This is a genomic window from Streptomyces sp. NPDC054932 (assembly GCF_053610205.1).
On the sequence record NZ_JBSGXU010000054.1, the window covers coordinates 1 to 16662 of the forward strand.

The window sequence follows — 16662 nt, forward strand, 5'->3', positions numbered from 1 at the left end:
CACCACGCCGCCCCACCCGGAAACAGGGGCGGCGCCAGGCCCCCCTCGGGCCGTTTCGTGAAGACCCGCTGCGCGGTGCACCGGAGCGGTGCGGGCAGCGCGTCGAAATCTGCGGGCCGAGCCGAAGGCTAGAGGTTGCCGCGCTTGTCCTGCTCGCGCTCGATCGCCTCGAACAGCGCCTTGAAGTTGCCCTTGCCAAAGCCCATCGAGCCGTGCCGCTCGATGATCTCGAAGAAGACCGTCGGGCGGTCCTGCACCGGCTTGGTGAAGATCTGCAGCAGGTAGCCGTCCTCGTCGCGGTCGGCCAGGATCTTCAGCTCGCGCAGCTCGTCGATCGGCACCCGGGTGTCACCGACCCACTCGCCGAGGGTGTCGTAGTAGGTGTCCGGGACCGAGAGGAACTGGACGCCCGCCGCGCGCATCGAGCGGACCGTCGAGACGATGTCGTTCGAGGCCAGCGCGATGTGCTGGACGCCGGGGCCGTTGTAGAACTCCAGGTACTCGTCGATCTGCGACTTCTTCTTCGCGATCGCCGGCTCGTTGATCGGGAACTTGACCTTCTTGGTGCCGTCCGCGACCACCTTGGACATCAGCGCCGAGTACTCGGTCGCGATGTCGTCGCCCACGAACTCCTTCATGTTCGTGAAGCCCATGACCTTGTTGTAGAACGCGACCCACTCGTTCATCCGGCCGAGCTCGACGTTGCCGACGCAGTGGTCGATGGCCTGGAAGGTGCGCTTGGCCGGGGGCGCGACCATCGGCTCGGCGGCCGCGTAGCCGGGCAGGTACGGGCCCGTGTAGTCGCCGCGCTCGACCAGCGTGTGGCGGGTCTGGCCGTAGGTGGCGATCGCGGCCAGCACGACCGTGCCGTTCTCGTCCTTGACCTCGTACGGCTCGTCCAGGCCGCGGGCGCCCTGCTCGACGGCGTACGCGTACGCCGCGCGGACGTCCGGGACCTCGATGGCGAGGTCGATCACGCCGTCGCCGTGCTCGGCGACGTGCTCGGCGAGGAAGCGGCCGTGGTCGGTCGTCGGCTTGATGACCGAGGTCAGCACGAAGCGCGCGGAGCCGTTGGTCAGGACGTAGCTGGCCGTCTCGCGGGTGCCGGTCTCCGGTCCGGAGTAGGCCACGAGCTTCATGCCGAAGGCGGTCGAGTAGTAGTGCGCGGCCTGCTTGGCATTGCCGACGGCGAAGACAACCGCGTCCATGCCCTTCACCGGGAAGGGGTCGGCCTCACGCGCGGTGTGCGGGGTGGTGTCGAGGGTCTCAGTCATGAGCGCAGAGTCCCGCCGATCCACAAGCTGCGCAATAGTTTCCTGTTTGGCTGTACAAACTGCCCAGGATGACCGCAGTCTGGTTGAAACATCTGTGCACTATGACTACCCACGAGCACGCGTGGGCACCCGGAGGCGTCCATGGGCATCGACGAACTCGACGGCCGGCTCATCGTCCTGCTCGCCCGCGAGCCGCGGATAGGGGTCCTGGAGGCCTCGCGCCGGCTCGGCGTGGCCCGCGGGACCGTGCAGGCGCGCCTGGACCGGCTCCAGTCGAACGGGGTGATCCGCGGGTTCGGCCCGCAGGTCGACCCGACGGCCCTCGGGTATCCGGTGACCGCGTTCGCGACGCTGGAGATCAAGCAGGGGCAGGGGGCCGACGTACGGGCGCACCTGAACGGGGTACCGGAGGTGCTGGAGCTGCACACCACGACCGGGCACGGGGACATGCTGTGCCGGCTGGTGGCCCGCTCCAACGCCGACCTCCAGCGGGTGATCGACCGCGTCGTCGGGTTCGAGGGGATCGTGCGGGCCTCGACGGCGATCGTGATGGAGAACCCGGTACCGCTGCGGATCATCCCTCTGGTGGAGCAGGCGGCGGAGGACGACACCCGGCCCTGAACCCTGGGCGGGCATCCAAAGAAGACGTTGCAAAGAAATCCTTGCACAGGATTCTTTGCAACTCTATCGTCGAGCCATGCCCGAGAACCCGGTGGAACCTGCGGGGCCCACAGAGCCCAACGTCCGTACGCTCGACGCCCGTTCACTGCGCGGGCTCGCCCACCCCCTGCGCATCCGCCTGCTGGGCGCGCTGCGCCACGACGGCCCCGCGACGGCTTCCCAACTGGCCCACCGGCTCGGGGAGTCGAGCGGCGCCACCAGCTACCACCTGCGCCAGCTCGCGGCGCACGGGTTCGTCGAGGACGCACCTGAGCACGGCAAGGGCCGCGAACGCTGGTGGCGGGCCGTGTACGACGGCACGGCGTTCGACGAGACGCTGACGCTCGACGAGGACCCGGCCGTGCGCGGTGCGGCGGACCTCTTCCTGCACGAGATCGCGACGATCCACACGCAGGAGCTGAGCACCTGGCTCGGCAACGCCCACAACTGGCCCCAGGAATGGCGGCGCGGCGCGGACATGAGCGACTTCACCCTGCACCTGACCCCCGCGCAGAGCCACGAGCTGATCCACAAGATGCACGACCTGATCAACAGCTATCGCGACCTGCCGGCCTCGCAGGACACGAAGGCGGTCCGCTTCCACACGCACGCCTTCCCGCGCGAGACGGCCGAGTAGCGGCCCCGCCGCACCCGTCGCACCCGTCGCACCATCTCCCCTCCCCTCCCCTCCCCTCCCCCGCCCATCCGAGGAGTCCTGCCGTGCACGCCTTAACACCCGACGGGCCGCCGCACGCGAAGCGCCGTACGGACAAGCGCCCTCTGGTCGGCGTACTGGCCGCCAACACCGTCTCCATAGCCGGGAGTTCACTCACCCTCATCGGTGTCCCGTGGTTCGTGCTGCAGACCACGGGCAGCGCCGGCCGGGCCGGGATCGTCGCCTTCTGCGCCACCCTGCCCGTCATCGTGGCCGCCCTGGTCGGCGGACCGGTCATCGACCGGATCGGCCGCCGCCGGGTCTCCGCCGTCTCCGACCTGGTCTGCGGCCTGTCGGTCGGTGCGATCCCGCTGCTGCACTACGCGGGCCTGCTGGAGTTCTGGATGCTGTGCGCGCTGATGGCCGTCACCGGCCTCGTGCACACCCCCGGCCTGACCGCCCGCGCCGTGCTCCTGCCGAACCTCGCCGAGCACGCCGGCACCACCATCACCCGGGCCGCCGGCCTCTACGACGCGGTCTCGCGCGGCGCCCGGATGATCGGGGCCGCGGCGGCCGGCCTGCTGATCGCTGCGTTCGGCGCCGAGACCGTACTGCTGCTGGACGCGGCGACCTTCGGGGCGTCGGCACTGCTGGTCACCGCCTTCCTGCGCGGGATCCCGGCCGCCGAACCGCAACGCGCCGCCGGAAAGGTGTCCTTCGGGGCGTACCGCGCCGAACTCGCCGAGGGCTGGGCCTTCATGACCCGCACCCGGCTCCTGCTGGGCATCACCGTGATGGTCATGATGACCAACGGGCTGGACCAGGGCTGGTCCTCGGTCCTGCTGCCGGTGCACGGCCGGGACGCCCTCGGCGGCGCCACCGCCCTCGGTCTGATGATCTCCCTCTTCGGCGGCTTCGCACTGCTGGGCGCCCTGCTCTACGGCATGTGGGGCGAGCGCTTCCCGCGCCGCGCGGTGTTCGCGGCGGCCTTCCTGCTCTCGGGGGCGACCCGGTACGTGGTGGCCGCCGTCACCGACACGACGCTGCCGCTCGCGGTGACGATGGCCCTGGCCGGCCTGGGCGTGGGCGTGCTCAACCCGATCCTGACGACGGTCATGTACGAGCAGGTGCCGGAGGCGCTGCGCAGTCGCGTCTCGGGCGTGGCCACGGCGGGCTGCGAGCTGACCATGCCGCTGGGCGGACTCGCGGCGGGCCTGCTGGTCGACGGCTTCGGGGTCGCCACGGCGCTGCTGCTGTTCGGCGGCACGTACCTGCTGACGACGCTCGCCCCGCTGGTCTTCCCCGCGTGGCGCGCCATGGACGGGCAGCCGGCCGTCAGCAGGACGGAACGGACTCTCCCCGGTTCAGCGCGCGCAGGGAGTTCACCGCATCCGTCAGCGAAGTGACGGGGACCAGCCGCAGCCCTTCGGGGAGTTCCGACCGGGCGTCCGCGCACTCGGCCTTCGGTACGAGGAACACGCTCGCCCCGTCGCGCCGCGCGGCCTGGGTCTTCAGGGCCACGCCGCCGACCGCGCCGACCTCGCCGTCCGCGGTGATGGTTCCCGTACCGGCGACGCTGCGGCCGCCGGTGAGGTCGCCGCCGCTGCCGTCGCCGTCGAGCTTGTCGATGATGCCGAGGGAGAAGAGGAGCCCGGCGCTCGGACCGCCGACGTCGGCCAGGTTGAGCTCGACCTTCACGTCCTTGGGGTCCTTGTGGAGGAAGCCGAGGGCCGCATCGGTGGCGGCCGACTGCGACTTGGCCATTTCCTCCAGGTTGTGCTTCTCGATCTCCTCGTCGCTTCCGCCGGTGGAGTAGACGGCCTCCCTGGGCATGACCGCCTGATCGGTCTCGAACCAGTGGCCGATGAGCTCGTGCAGCTTCATGGACGAGGACGGGCCGGTGGCCCGGATGGTGGTCATCCGCAGCTCGCCCTTGGTGTCGCGGACCGGGGCCCCGGTGATGGTGATGACCGGCTTGCCCTGGTCCGACCCCAGAACGTCGGCCGTGAGCCCGGGAATGGCGACCACGAAGGGCAGCGGCGCGAAGGCCGCGGCGGCGAAGAGCCCGAGCACGGGCACGGCGCAGAGGGCCAGGGCGGCGGGACGCGGGAGACGTGTGAGGCGTGAAAGCACCCGCCCAATCTATCCGCCCCACCCCCGACCGGCCCCGCCGCACCATCCCGGCCATCCCGGCCCGGCCCGGCCATCCCAGCCCGGCCCGGCGTTTGAGGCGCGGGGGCCCGGGGGCAGCGCCCCCGCAACGGCGCCGCATCCGGCAACGCAACAGAAGGCCCCCGGATCCGCCGAGCCCGCGGCCTAGCGAAGGGCGTCGGCGACCTCGCGCGCCGCGTCGACCACCCGCGGCCCGACCCGTTCCGGCACCGCGTCCGAGAGCATGACGACGCCGACGCTGCCCTCCAGCCCGGTGATGCCCACCAGCGGCGCGGCGGCGCCACTGGCGCCCGCTTCCAGCTCCCCGTGGGTCAGCGTGTACCCCGGCTCGATCAGGGAGCCCTGACGGGCGGCCAGGATGGCCCGCCCGGCGGCCCCGCGGTCCAGCGGGTGGCGGAAGCCGGCCCGGTAGGCCACGTGGTAGTCCGTCCAGGTCGGCTCCACGACGGCGACGGCGAGCGCCTCGGTGCCGTCGACGAGGGTCAGGTGCGCGGTGGCGCCTATGTCCTCGGCGAGGGACCGCAGCGCGGGCAGGGCGGCCTCGCGCACGAGCGGGTGGACCTGTCGGCCCAGCCGCAGCACCCCGAGGCCGACCCTGGCCCGGCCGCCGAGGTCACGGCGGACCAGGGCGTGCTGTTCGAGGGTGGCGAGGAGCCGGTAGACCACGGTGCGGTTCACACCGAGGCGGTTGGAGAGCTCGGTGACGGTCAGACCGTGGTCGGTGTCGGCGAGCAGTTTGAGGACTCTGAGCCCTCTGTCGAGAGTCTGGGAGGTTTCCGCGGTCACGACGCCTCTCCCTCTTTCGGTGAGCGGCGGTGACTCTCGGGGCGGCACGCCGCCGGTCCCGCGGCGACGCACGGAGAGGCCGCCGGTAGCGGCCATTGCACCGGCTGCGCTCCCGCGGCGGCGCTGCCACGGTGCGTTTGTTGCGGGGACAGTAGCGAGCAGGTCCGCTCAGCGGAAGGGCTCGTCCAGAATCCGGGCGCGTGCTACCTGTTTATGCCGTTTCCTGATCGATCTCGGTGTCAATTCGTGACCTCGATCCGAAAGTGGATCTTTGCCTGCCCATTGCTCCGAACAGGCGACGGGGTCCGTGCGAACCTCCGCACGGACCCCGTCCGCCGTTCCGTAGGAACTCACCCGCGCGGACTCACCGCATCCGGGTGGCCCACTCCTGCACCTTCTTGATCCGCTCGCGCAGCTGCCCCGCGGTGGCCTCCGCGCTCGGCGGTCCACCGCACACCCGGCGCAGCTCGGTGTGGATCACCCCGTGCGGCTTCCCGCTCTGGTGGACGTACGCGCCCACCATCGTGTTCAGCGACTTCCGCAGCTCCAGCAGCTCCTTGTGCGAGACCACCGGCCGCCGGTCGGCGGGCAGCTCCAGCAGGTCCGCCTCGGAGTCCGGCTTGCGCCGGCTGTGCGCGATCTGCCGGGACTGCCGCTTCTGCAGCAGCATCTGCACCTGGTCCGGCTCCAGCAGCCCGGGGATGCCGAGGTAGTCCTGCTCCTCCTCGCTGCCCGGGTGCGCCTGCATGCCGAATTCGGCGCCGTCGTAGAGCACCCGGTCGAAGACCGCGTCGGACTCCAGCGCCTCGAAGGACATCTGCTCGTCCTCGCCGGTGTCCTCGTCCTCCTGCTTGTTCGCCTCGTCCATCTCCTTCTCGGACTCGGCGTACGGATCATCCTCGCCCTGCTTCTTCGGCTTGTCGAGGACGTGGTCGCGCTCGACCTCCATCTCGTTCGCGAAGCCGAGGAGGTAGGGAATGGTCGGAAGGAACACGGAAGCGGTCTCGCCGCGCCTGCGCGAACGCACGAATCGCCCGACGGCCTGCGCGAAGAACAGGGGCGTCGAGATGGTGGTGGCGTAGACGCCCACCGCGAGGCGCGGTACGTCGACGCCCTCGGACACCATCCGGACCGCGACCATCCAGCGGCTGCCGTCCTCACTGAACTCGTCGATCCGCTTCGACGCGCCGGTGTCGTCGGAGAGCACCACGGTCGCCTTGCTGCCGGTGATCTCCCTCAGCAGCTTGGCGTAGGCGCGCGCCGATTCCTGGTCGGAGGCGATGACGAGGCCGCCGGCGTCCGGGATGCCCTTCCTGACCTCCGTCAGCCGCTGGTCGGCGGCACGCAGCACGTTCGGCATCCAGTCGCCGCGCGGGTCCAGCGCCGTGCGCCAGGCCTGGGAGATGGCGTCCTTGGTCATCGGCTCGCCGAGCCGGGCGGCGATCTCGTCGCCGGCCTTGGTCCGCCAGCGCATGTTGCCGCTGTAGGAGAGGAAGATGACCGGCCGGACGACGCCGTCGCCGAGCGCGTTCCCGTAGCCGTAGGTGTAGTCGGCGGAGGACCGCCGGATCCCGTCGTTCCCCTCCTCGTACGTGACGAAGGGGATCGGGTTCGTGTCGGACCGGAAGGGCGTACCGGTCAGGGCCAGGCGCCGGGTCGCCGGGTCGAAGGCCTCCAGGCATGCCTCGCCCCAGGACTTCGAGTCACCGGCGTGGTGGATCTCGTCGAGGATGACGAGGGTCTTGCGCTGCTCGCAGCGGTTGCGGTGCAGCATCGGCCGCACGCCGACACCGGCATAGGTGACGGCGACGCCGTGGTAGTCCTTGCTGAGCGGTCCGGCGGAGTACTCGGGGTCGAGCCGGATGCCTATCCGGGCCGCCGCCTCCGCCCACTGCTTCTTCAGGTGCTCGGTCGGCGCGACGACGGTCACCTGCTGAACGATGTGGTGGTGCAGCAGCCAGGAGGCGAGGGTCAGCGCGAAGGTGGTCTTGCCGGCGCCGGGCGTGGCGACCGCGAGGAAGTCCCGCGGCTGGTTCTGGATGTAGCGGTCGAGCGCCCCCTGCTGCCAGGCACGCAGCTTGTTGGCGGTACCCCAGGGGGCACGGCCGGGGAAGGCGGGTGAGAGATGGTGGGAGGCGGTAGTAGTCACGGTCTCCGGTTCGTGCTCTCGGCGTATCTGGTACGGGTGGCAGGCAGTCGTACGTAGGACAACCGGGCCACCCTACCGGCCCGGGCCCGCCCCTCGCGGAGGGACAGGCCCGTGACCTCGGCGGGTGCGGCGAGCGTCACACCGGCGGGAGGAGCAGGGCCCTCAACCGGGCGGCGATCCGCGCGACATCGCCCTCGCGCCCGGCGGCCACATCGATGACCAGCGCGTACGCGGCCTCCTGGTCCACGCTGCCCGGATCGGCCCCGTTCACGGCGAGGAAGGTCGCCGCGGCGAGCCAGGCGGTGCGCTTGTTCCCGTCGACCAGGGGGTGGTTCGTCGCGATGCCGTGGAGCAGCGCGGCAGCCTGCTCGTACGGGTCCTCGTAGGCCGGGGTCCCCAGCATGCGGGCCCTGGGCCGGTGCACGGCCGACTCCAGCAGCCCGGGGGCGCGCAGTTCGACGGGCTGGTCCCGGGCCAGGCAGGCGTGCCGGGCCAGGTCGAGGACCTCGGCGAGCGTGAGGTGGCGCACAGGGGCGGCGGCGCTCATTCGCCGAGCCGCTTCAGCAGGGGCGCGTGCCGCTGCGCGAGCCGCAGCGCCTCGGCCCCGACCCGGCTGCGCTCGGCCTGCAGCAGCGCCCGTACCGCGTCCAGCGCGAGCTCCTCGGACGACCGGCCGGTGGCATCGGCAAGGTCGGCGCATTCCGCGCGCTCGGCGTCGGACAACCGGATGATCAGCTCGTTCATGGCCGCAACGGTAGTGCGGCCACCGATCATGAAGCAGCCGAATTCCCCGGCACGCCCCGCCCCCGCCCCCCGACCTCCCGGTCTCCCGGCCTCCTGGTCTCCTGGTCTCACGCCTCGGCGGGATCCAGCCGGGTCGCCACCCAGGCTCCCACCAGCGCCACGCACGCCATCGGCAGGAAGACCACCGCGAAGGCGGCGGGGTGCGAGGCCGAGCCCCCGGCGGTCACGGTGTGCGCGGCGCCCACCGCGCCGCCACCGAGCGCGGCGAAGGCGGCGCCGCCCCCGGCCAGCAGCACCACGTTGGCCAGCGCGTCCGAGATCTGCAGGGCGGCGGAGTTGGACCCCGCCTCCTCCGGCGCCGACAGCTTCAGCAGCAGCACGCTCGTGGAGCCGATCACCAGGCCCATGCCGAGGCAGCCGACGGCCCAGGCCAGCGCCAGCGTCCACACCGGCACCGACTCGATCAGCACGGCGGGCGCCGCGGCGATGGCGAGCGCCACCAGCACCATCCCGGACACCATCAGCCGCTCCCGGTACGGCGCCATCCGGCCCAGGGACTGCACCCACGAACCGCCCGCCCAGGTCAGCCCGCCCAGCGCGAGCGAGAACCCGGCCAGGGTCGGGCTCAGCCCCCGCTGGGTGACCAGCATCAGCGGTACGAAGCTCTCCGCCGCGATGAACGATCCCGCGGCGAGCCCGCGCAGCAGCACCACGGACGGCAGCCCGCGCCGCGCCCGGTAGGTCCCGCGCGGCAGCAGCCCCAGCACGGCGGGCACCAGCAGGGCGGCGCCGGCGATGCCCGGCGCCAGCGACAGCCACCGCAGGTCCTGGGCGGCGTACTGGAGCAGCCCCGCGCCCACCGAGATGCCGAGGGCCAGCCGGATCCGCCGCCGGTCGAAGGCCACGGGCGGGGCGGCGGGATCGACGGGCCCGGACGCGGTCCGCCGTATCGCAGGCAGCGCCACCATCAGGGGGACCACCACCAGCGCCGGTATCCCGAGGAACACCCACCGCCAGCCGAGGTGCTCGGTGACGGACCCGGAGGCCAGCGGTCCGACGATCGAGGGGACCACCCAGCCGGCGGCGAAGGCGGCCATGATCGCGGGCCGCAGCCGCTCCTCGTAGGCCCGGCTGACGACCACGTACAGGGCGACGATGACCAGCCCGCCGCCGAAGCCCTGCACGGCCCGGCCGAGCACGAACACCCACATGGCCCCGGCGGTCCCGGAGATCACGAGCCCCGAGGCGAAGGAGGCGATCCCGACGGTCAGCGGCCGCAGCGGCCCCTGCCGGTCGGCCCACTGGCCCGACAGGACCATGCCGAAGAGGCTGGTCGTGAAGTAGGCGGAGAAGGCGAAGGCGTAGAGCCCGATCCCCTCCAGCTCGCGGGCGGCGACGGGCATGGCCGTGCCGACGGCGGTGGCCTCGAAGGCGATGAGGAAGACGACGGAGATGACCCCGATGCTGAGCGTCCGGTAGGCAGGCCCCAGAATCCCGCCCCGGGGCGGGGGCGGGATCGGCGCGGTTCTCTGCGGCACACGGGGTTCAAGGGCGCTCATCGCCCCAGAGTAAGGTGCGTAGCCCGGGATCGACCCTGTCAATTCGACGGATCCCGTCCTCCTCCCGCAGACCTAGGTCCGCCGGACTGTTAACGCGGCATGGCAGTCGCATTGCACGGCCCGCGCATCCCTTCCCCGGCCCCACGGGCCCCCGTACGGTCATTCACGTCACCACCACACAGCCGTGTGCCCGAGTGGTTGAGGGACTCGCCTGCAAAGCGGGTTACGCCGGTTCGATTCCGGTCACGGCTTCGCGGCGGGCCGTCCAGGGGCAGGCGCACCCCTGGGCGGCCTTCGCCTTTTCCGGCTCAGGCTCCGCAGCCGGTCTGCTCCCTGGCGAAGTCCAGGTACTTCTTCATGAGCCCGGTGAACAGGGGCCGCCGCGCATCCTGCTGGATCTTCTCCACCGAGCCGTCGATCCACAGCCTGAGCTCGAAGGCGTCCGCGGGCCCGCTGCACGGGAGGACGACAGCGGCACCTCCGTCCCAGAGCTTGCTGTTCTCGGCGAAGGGGAGCGCCTCCGGCTTCTGCTCGTCCACCGCAGGGGCCCAGACGAAGTGCTGCCCCTGCGGCAAGCGCTCCGCCGTCGCGAAGAAGCGGGTCTTCCCGTCCACATAGATGTTGCAGATCGCGCTCTTCCGCCCGGCGCTCAGCCGGGCGTCGGCCGGGCCGTCCACCTTCACCTCCCTGCCCGTACCCATGAAGGGCGCGAGTTCGGCCGGGGTGAAGGCCCCGAAGCAGGTGGACCCGGGCAGCTCGGGCGCGGCCGACACCGGGCCGTCGGAGCAGCCGGCCAACAGCGCCGCCCCCACGGCGACGCCGACGACCACACGGGGCGTGCGGGGCATCAGGATCCGCCGTTCATCATGGCCACCAGATCCAGGCCGTTCGAGTGGGCATTCGCCGTCTCCGTGGCGCGACACCCGCGCAGGAGTCGAACCGGTGCGGACCGGACCGGATCAGCGGTTGCGGCGTACGACGACCACGGTCACCGCTCCGCCGATCAGCACGCAGGCGCCCAGCCCGAGAGCGATCCAGGGAAGCGAACCACTGCTCTTCTTCTCCTCGGCCTGCGCAGCGGGCTTGGACGCGGCCGCGCCGGGGGCCTTGCCGTCGGGTGACGCGGCGGGCTTCTTGGCCGCATCCGCCGCCGCGAGGTCCGGCAGCGGGTAGACGTCCGCCGGGCCGGGGTCGCCGGGGGTCTGGAGCGCGATACGGGGGCGGACCAGGCCGTAGCCGACGTAGTCGTTGCGCTCGACGCCGTCGGTGGGCTTCCCGGCGGTGTTCAGGAGGACACGCAGAACCTGGTTGTTGGTCCAGTCGGGATGGACGGACCAGATGAGGGCGGCGGAGGCGGAGGCGAGGGCAGAGGCGTCACTTGTGCCGTGGGTCTTGCAGAGCCCCGACTTAAGGATGCAAGCCGAAACGATGTCCATGCCTGGTGCGACCATGTCCACCTGGGGCCCGTGCTGCGACTCGCTGGTCGGCTTGCCGTTCACGTCGACGGCTCCCAGGCCCACCACCCCGGGGGTGGCGCCCGGGTAGAGAACCTCGTTGGTCGTATCCCCATCGTTGCCGACGGCAGCGAAGATCAGCTTCCCCTTGGAAAGCGCGTACTTCACCGCGTCAGCCCGATCTCGATCATCCTCTGGTTTGCCGGCGACACCCTTGGAGATATTGATGATCTTGGCGTCCGAGTCTGCCGCATACCGAATGGCCGCAACCACCGATGGAGCCTTCGCCTCCTCCAGCACGTCGGGCACGCGGATCGGGAGAATCTTGGAGCCGGGTGCAAGCCCGTAGGCACCGTCACCACTCGGATGCTTTCCGGTACCGGCGATCATCGCGGAGATGCTGGTGCCGTGACCGTCGTAGTCGTTGTCCTTGTCGCCCGGAGCGTCGCCGACAGGAAAGACCGCGCCGGGGAGGACTTGCCCCTGGAGTTCCGGGATGCGGTTGACTCCCGAATCGATCACCGCGACGGTGATTCCCTTACCCGTGCTGATCTTCCAAATTTCGTCGGCCTTCATGGCGTCGAGATGCCATTGCTGCGATCGAATGGTCTCCGCGTGGGCCGGGGTCGCGGCGACCCCGGCCAACAGCAGACCCACCAGGGCCGAGGTCGCCTTACGCATGTGCATCCCGCGCCATGTCCGTTCTGCTCAGTCGATCACCGGCGGAACAACACGACGGTTGCCCTGCCAGGTCTCTTCGTCCTCGGCCAGGTAGTCGGGGCGTTCGCCCCCCTGGTCGTTCCGTCGCTTGCCCGGAGTCTGCGTGCCGGCGCCCGCGTGGCCCATGGGACCCATGCCGGCGCCCCCGGCGCCATTGCGCACGAGACCCGAACCACCCTGGGTGAAGGGCTGACCGCCCACGACCGGGCGACCTGCCGCACCGGTCTGACGCCCTCCGACGACACCTCCCGGCTCCGAGGCCAGTCGACGTCCGCCGGCGAAGCCGCCCTGGCTGCCGCCGCCGTGGGAACCACCGCCACCGTGGCCCATGCCTCCGCCCCCCATGGGGCGGCCCGCCTGGGCGCCTTCACCGATGACCGTACCCCGCGGGATACCCGAGCTGGGGCCGGTGGAGGTCACCTGGCGGCCGCCCATGATGCCGTTGTCACGCGGGAGCATGCCGGGCACAGTGCCACCCCTGCCGAGGGGGCCGGTCGTGCCCGGGGCGGGGACACCGGGGCCGAAGACACCGGGGAGACCCGGACCCTTCACCCCGCTGATCGGCGGGACTCCCATGGGCGGCACGAAGGGGCCGGGGGTCGGTCCGACCGGGCTCGTGGGCAGCGGCCCACCGGGCGTCGTCGTCACCGGAGGCAGCGTCTGGTTCGGAGGCAGCGTGCCGACGGTGTCGAGGTCCACCTCCACGTCACGGTCGGGAGTCACCGGCGCGGGCGCAGTCGTCGTCGGCAGAGTGTTGTCCGGCTGCGGCTGACGCCCGGGCACCGACCCAGGCTCGCTCGACGAGGACGCACCACTTCCCGGGCCCGAGCTCGTGGATGAGGGACCAGCCGAGCCACCTACTCCGCCATCCCCTCCTCCGGGCCTCTCCATGCCTTCGACGCCATCGAGCTTGTCCGGCACGAACTTCTTCGGCGGCGGCGGGAACGTCGGGATCTCCGCCTTGTTCATCTGCTCGGACGAATGCTCGTACGACTGCGCCAGGTTGGTCATCAGCCGCACCGCCTCGCGGTGGTCCGCGTCCAGAATCGTCTGCGCCTCCGAGCGGACCTTCGCCGCGTCCGGGTCGTTGTGGTGCTCGATGGCCGCCGCGAGGTTCTTGGTCGCGGTCGCGTCGACGGCGGTCATCTTCGTGGCCTCGGTCATCGTCTGGACGACCTTGCCCATCCACTCGCCGCCCTTGGCGCTGTACTCGCTCAGGCGCAGCGTCGCGTTGCCCGCGCGGCTCACCCACAGCTGGAAGGAGTCGGCTCCTTCGCCTTCCCAGCCGGTCACGACGTGGCGCTTGAGCGCCTCGCCGATCGTCTCGATCTTCTTGGCGGCCGCCGCCAGTTGGTCGGCCCGTGCCTGGACCGAGGCAGGATCCAGCGAAGCGATCATGTCCCGCATCTGCTGGTGCGTGAAGCCTTCGAATGACGTTGCCATCAGTAGGTAACTCCCGACTTGCTGGGCGACGGAGTTGGGGTCGGAGTCGGAGTCGGAGTCGTGGGTGTCGTCGGCTGGTTGGACGCCGCCAGGCGGCGCGCCTCCTCCGGCCACGGGTCGCGGTCCGCCACGTAATCCTTCTTCGCCTCTTGGGCGATGGCGACCATGCGGCGCCTGGTCTCCTCGTCCACGCCGTCGTAGCCCTTGCCCGCAGTCAGGACCGCGATGCCCAGGGCCTCGATCTGCCCCGCCAGCCCCTTCGAGAGCTTCTGCAGCTCCGTGATGACCGTGTCGTACGACTTGAACAGCGCCTCGACCTCCGGGAAGCCCTTACCGAGCTTGCCCGCCGGCAGCTTGCCGTCCGCCAACTTCTTGTGGTCCGCGTCAGAGCCGGTGAGGTCGTCCAACAGGCCGTCCACCATGCCCTTGTACTCGGTCAGCGAGTCGAACTCGACCTTCAGCGCCGCGGTGGCCGCACTGTAGGCCACCCCCGCGAGCGCGCCCATCGGACCCGCCAGCCCCAGCGCGAGGGCCGTTACCGCCTGGCCCGCCCCGTTGTCCTCTGCCACGTTGGCCTCCCCGTCTCCCCGTGGTCGCGGCGTTTCCGCCGCTCCCCGTCCCCGTTCGCACCCGTGTCCACGCGCGCGTGCACACCGGTACCGATCACTCTAGCGACAGGGGCCGACAGCCCCAAGTCCGGGGTTGCACGTGCAATGTGGGTCACACGGTCACGAGTTGGGCGTTCCCACTGCCGCGGAGGGCCTGATCGGCAGTCGGTTGACCGGGCGGCCCGTGGCCGCGCGAACCGCCGAGGCCACCGCCGCCGGGGTCGTCACCACCGGGACCGCGCTCGCCGCCTTCGCGCCGAAGGGAGCCACCACGTCGCGCTCCTCGACCAGTTTGACGATGCGGACCACCGGGGCGTCCAGCGCCGTCGGCAGGGCGTAGCCCGTCAGGTCCGGGTGGCGGACCAGGCCGGAGACCGTGCGGAGGTTCTCCGTCAGGGCCGCGCCCACGCCCTGGGTGACGCCCGCCTCGATACGGGCCTCCAGCTGACGGGGGTTCAGGATGCGGCCCACGTCCTGTGCGACGGCGAGTTCCACGACCCGTACGGAGCCCAGTTCGATGTCCACGTCCACCACCGCGCGGATCGCGCAGAAGGCGAGTCCCACGAAGGCGTCGCCCTGCCCGTCCGCGTCCAGCGGTTCCGTCGGGTGAGGGCGGCACTGGGCCGTGGCCCAGAGTTCCTTGCCGGCCATCGCTTCCGCGACCGACATCGAGAACGCGCCGTCGTACGAGGTGATGCGGCCGTCCTGGATCTGCAGGAGCTCCGTCGACATGCCCAGCTTGTGGGCCATGGGCTGGAGGAGTTGGGTGCGGACCATCTTGGCGGCCCGCTCCACGGCGCCCCCGGACACCCACGTGTGGCGACCGTGCGCCGCCGGGCCGGCCGGCGGCTGGTCGGTGTCCACCGGGGCCATGGTGACCTCGTCGACGCCCAGGATCTCCTGGACGATCTGGCGGGCCAGCGTGGCGAAGCCCTGGCCCGTGTCGACGGCCGCGCAGATCACCGTGGCCGCGCCGCCCACCACCTTCACCGTGGCGGTGGAGACCTCGTCGGTCCCCTCCGCGCCGAGCATGTGCACCATGCCGACGCCGTAGCCCACACCGCGCCGTACCGCGCCGGGCTCGCCCGCGCCCTCGGGGCCGCCCGGCAGCAGCCACTCGTCCTCCGGGGCGTCCTTCGGCAGGGCGGGCAGTTCGAAGTCGCGGACCGCGCGCAGCAGTTCGGCCACCGGGGCCGGGCAGGTCACCGTCTGGCCAGTGGGCAGCAGGTCACCGGTCGCCAGGACGTTGCGCATGCGCAGCTCGGCCCCGTCGATGCCGAGGGCGGCCGCGAGCTTGTCCATCTGGCCCTCGTACGCGGCGCAGACCTGCATGGCGCCCTCGCCGCGGACGTGGCCCGACGGCGGGTTGTTGGTGCGTACCGCCCAGCCCTCGACGAAGGCGTGCGGGACGACGTACGGGCCGCAGGCGAAGGCGACCGCCGCCGCCAGGGATTCCGCGGAGGCGTCGGCGTACGCCCCCGCGTCCATCAGGATCTGCGCCTCGACCTTGACCAGCCGGCCCTCCGCGTCCGCGTGGTGGCGGTAGCGCAGCAGGGTCGGGTGGCGGTGGGTGTGTCCGAGGAAGGACTCCTCGCGGGTGGCGGCCAGTTTGACCGGGCAGCCGGTGCGCAGGGCGAGCAGGCCGAGGGGGAGCTGGAAGGCGGCGTCCTCGCGGTCGGCCGTCGCGCCGGGCACGCCGGTGACGACCACGCGCACGCGGTCCGGCTCCAGTCCGAAGCAGGCGGCGGCCAGGTCTCGGTCGGTGTGCGGGTCGGTGGACGCGGTGTAGAGCTCCACGCCGCCGTCGGGGCGCGGCACGGCCAGTCCGGCCTCGGCGCCGATGGGGGCGGGGTCCTGGCGGCCGATCCGGTACAGGCCCTCGACGACGACCTCGCCGGTGGCCTCCGGGTCGCCGTAGCGCAGCGGGATGTGCCGGATCAGGTTGCCGTCGGGGTGCAGGGCGGGGGCGCCGAAGGACTGCTCGGGGTCGGTGACCGGGTCGAGGAGTTCGTACTCGACGGCGATCGCGGCCGCGGCGAGCCGCGCCGTGTCCGGGTGGTCGGCGGCGACGGCGGCGATGGGCTCGCCGTGGTGGCGCACGACGTCGTGCGCGAACACCGGCCGGTCGGCGATCCGGCGGCCGTGCGTGGTGGCGCCGGGCACGTCGGCGTGCGTGACGACGGCACGGACGCCGGGCATCCCGGCGGCGGCCGTGGTGTCGATGGAGAGGATCCGGGCGTGGGCGTGCGGGGAGCGCAGTACGGCGGCCCACAGGAGGCCCTCGGCCCACAGGTCGGCGGCGTAGGGGAAGGTGCCCTCGGTCTTGGCGCGGGTGTCCGCGGCCGGGACGGAGGCCCCGATCCCGCGCGGCACCTGCGGCTCGGATGCCTCGGAACCCGGGGCGGCCAGGGCCGTCACCATGGTGTTCACCGTTGTCG

The 16662-nt window shown here is 71.7% G+C and carries 15 protein-coding genes and 1 tRNA gene; 4 read left to right on the top strand and 12 right to left on the bottom strand.

Going from position 1 to position 16662, the window contains the following annotated elements; genetic code table 11:
• Nucleotides 1-128: 128 nt before the first annotated feature.
• On the bottom strand, nucleotides 129-1274 hold the full coding sequence (hppD, locus tag ACWGE1_RS17075; protein ID WP_453421310.1) for a 4-hydroxyphenylpyruvate dioxygenase: 1146 nt from the start codon (nucleotides 1272-1274) through the stop codon (nucleotides 129-131).
• A 141-nt stretch (nucleotides 1275-1415) separates the two neighbouring features.
• Between hppD and ACWGE1_RS17080 the strand changes: the two genes are divergently transcribed.
• From ACWGE1_RS17080 to ACWGE1_RS17090, 3 genes are all read left to right on the top strand, one after another.
• The gene (locus ACWGE1_RS17080; RefSeq protein WP_202201380.1) at nucleotides 1416-1895 is read left to right on the top strand and encodes an Lrp/AsnC family transcriptional regulator; all 480 of its coding nucleotides are present in this window, start codon (nucleotides 1416-1418) and stop codon (nucleotides 1893-1895) included.
• 76 nt (nucleotides 1896-1971) lie between these two features.
• Nucleotides 1972-2571, top strand: a complete 600-nt coding sequence (locus ACWGE1_RS17085) for an ArsR/SmtB family transcription factor (protein WP_453421311.1) — start codon at nucleotides 1972-1974, stop codon at nucleotides 2569-2571.
• Between the two features lie 83 nt (nucleotides 2572-2654).
• Nucleotides 2655-3995, top strand: coding sequence for an MFS transporter (locus tag ACWGE1_RS17090; protein ID WP_453421312.1), 1341 nt, complete (start codon nucleotides 2655-2657; stop codon nucleotides 3993-3995).
• Here the strand turns inward: ACWGE1_RS17090 and ACWGE1_RS17095 are convergent.
• The 6 genes from ACWGE1_RS17095 to ACWGE1_RS17120 all read right to left on the bottom strand — a co-directional run bounded on the left by ACWGE1_RS17095 (nucleotide 3925) and on the right by ACWGE1_RS17120 (nucleotide 9999).
• Nucleotides 3925-4722, bottom strand: a complete 798-nt coding sequence (locus ACWGE1_RS17095) for a S16 family serine protease (protein WP_453421313.1) — start codon at nucleotides 4720-4722, stop codon at nucleotides 3925-3927. The two genes, ACWGE1_RS17090 and ACWGE1_RS17095, sit on opposite strands and share 71 nt — an antisense overlap.
• Nucleotides 4723-4905: 183 nt before the next feature.
• On the bottom strand, nucleotides 4906-5547 hold the full coding sequence (locus tag ACWGE1_RS17100; protein ID WP_189747270.1) for an IclR family transcriptional regulator: 642 nt from the start codon (nucleotides 5545-5547) through the stop codon (nucleotides 4906-4908).
• A gap of 364 nt (nucleotides 5548-5911) precedes the next feature.
• Nucleotides 5912-7696 (bottom strand): DEAD/DEAH box helicase, encoded by a 1785-nt coding sequence (locus ACWGE1_RS17105; protein WP_453421314.1) that lies wholly within the window; start codon nucleotides 7694-7696, stop codon nucleotides 5912-5914.
• A gap of 136 nt (nucleotides 7697-7832) precedes the next feature.
• Complete coding sequence (locus ACWGE1_RS17110) at nucleotides 7833-8243, bottom strand: type II toxin-antitoxin system death-on-curing family toxin (protein ID WP_453421315.1); 411 nt, start codon at nucleotides 8241-8243, stop codon at nucleotides 7833-7835.
• Nucleotides 8240-8440: a hypothetical protein gene (locus tag ACWGE1_RS17115; protein WP_453421316.1), complete on the bottom strand. Its 201-nt coding sequence runs from the start codon at nucleotides 8438-8440 to the stop codon at nucleotides 8240-8242. The genes ACWGE1_RS17110 and ACWGE1_RS17115 overlap by 4 nt, the downstream gene beginning before the upstream one ends.
• 107 nt (nucleotides 8441-8547) lie before the next feature.
• Nucleotides 8548-9999 carry an MFS transporter gene (locus ACWGE1_RS17120; RefSeq protein ID WP_453421317.1) on the bottom strand — a complete coding sequence of 484 codons (1452 nt, stop codon included), beginning with the start codon at nucleotides 9997-9999 and terminating at the stop codon, nucleotides 8548-8550.
• Between the two features lie 180 nt (nucleotides 10000-10179).
• Between ACWGE1_RS17120 and ACWGE1_RS17125 the strand changes: the two genes are divergently transcribed.
• A tRNA-Cys gene (locus ACWGE1_RS17125) sits at nucleotides 10180-10251 on the top strand.
• A 56-nt stretch (nucleotides 10252-10307) separates the two neighbouring features.
• Here the strand turns inward: ACWGE1_RS17125 and ACWGE1_RS17130 are convergent.
• From ACWGE1_RS17130 to ACWGE1_RS17150, 5 genes are all read right to left on the bottom strand, one after another.
• On the bottom strand, nucleotides 10308-10847 hold the full coding sequence (locus ACWGE1_RS17130; protein ID WP_453421318.1) for a hypothetical protein: 540 nt from the start codon (nucleotides 10845-10847) through the stop codon (nucleotides 10308-10310).
• Nucleotides 10848-10958: 111 nt separating this feature from the next.
• A complete protein-coding gene (gene mycP, locus ACWGE1_RS17135) occupies nucleotides 10959-12134 on the bottom strand; it encodes a type VII secretion-associated serine protease mycosin (protein WP_453421319.1) in 1176 nt (391 codons plus the stop codon).
• A gap of 27 nt (nucleotides 12135-12161) precedes the next feature.
• A complete protein-coding gene (locus tag ACWGE1_RS17140; protein ID WP_453421320.1) occupies nucleotides 12162-13616 on the bottom strand; it encodes a hypothetical protein in 1455 nt (484 codons plus the stop codon).
• Nucleotides 13616-14185, bottom strand: a complete 570-nt coding sequence (locus ACWGE1_RS17145; RefSeq protein ID WP_453421321.1) for a hypothetical protein — start codon at nucleotides 14183-14185, stop codon at nucleotides 13616-13618. Before ACWGE1_RS17145 ends, ACWGE1_RS17140 begins: the two co-directional genes overlap by 1 nt.
• Before the next feature lie 159 nt (nucleotides 14186-14344).
• A complete protein-coding gene (locus ACWGE1_RS17150) occupies nucleotides 14345-16645 on the bottom strand; it encodes a xanthine dehydrogenase family protein molybdopterin-binding subunit (RefSeq protein WP_453421338.1) in 2301 nt (766 codons plus the stop codon).
• Between the last annotated feature and the right edge of the window lie 17 nt (nucleotides 16646-16662).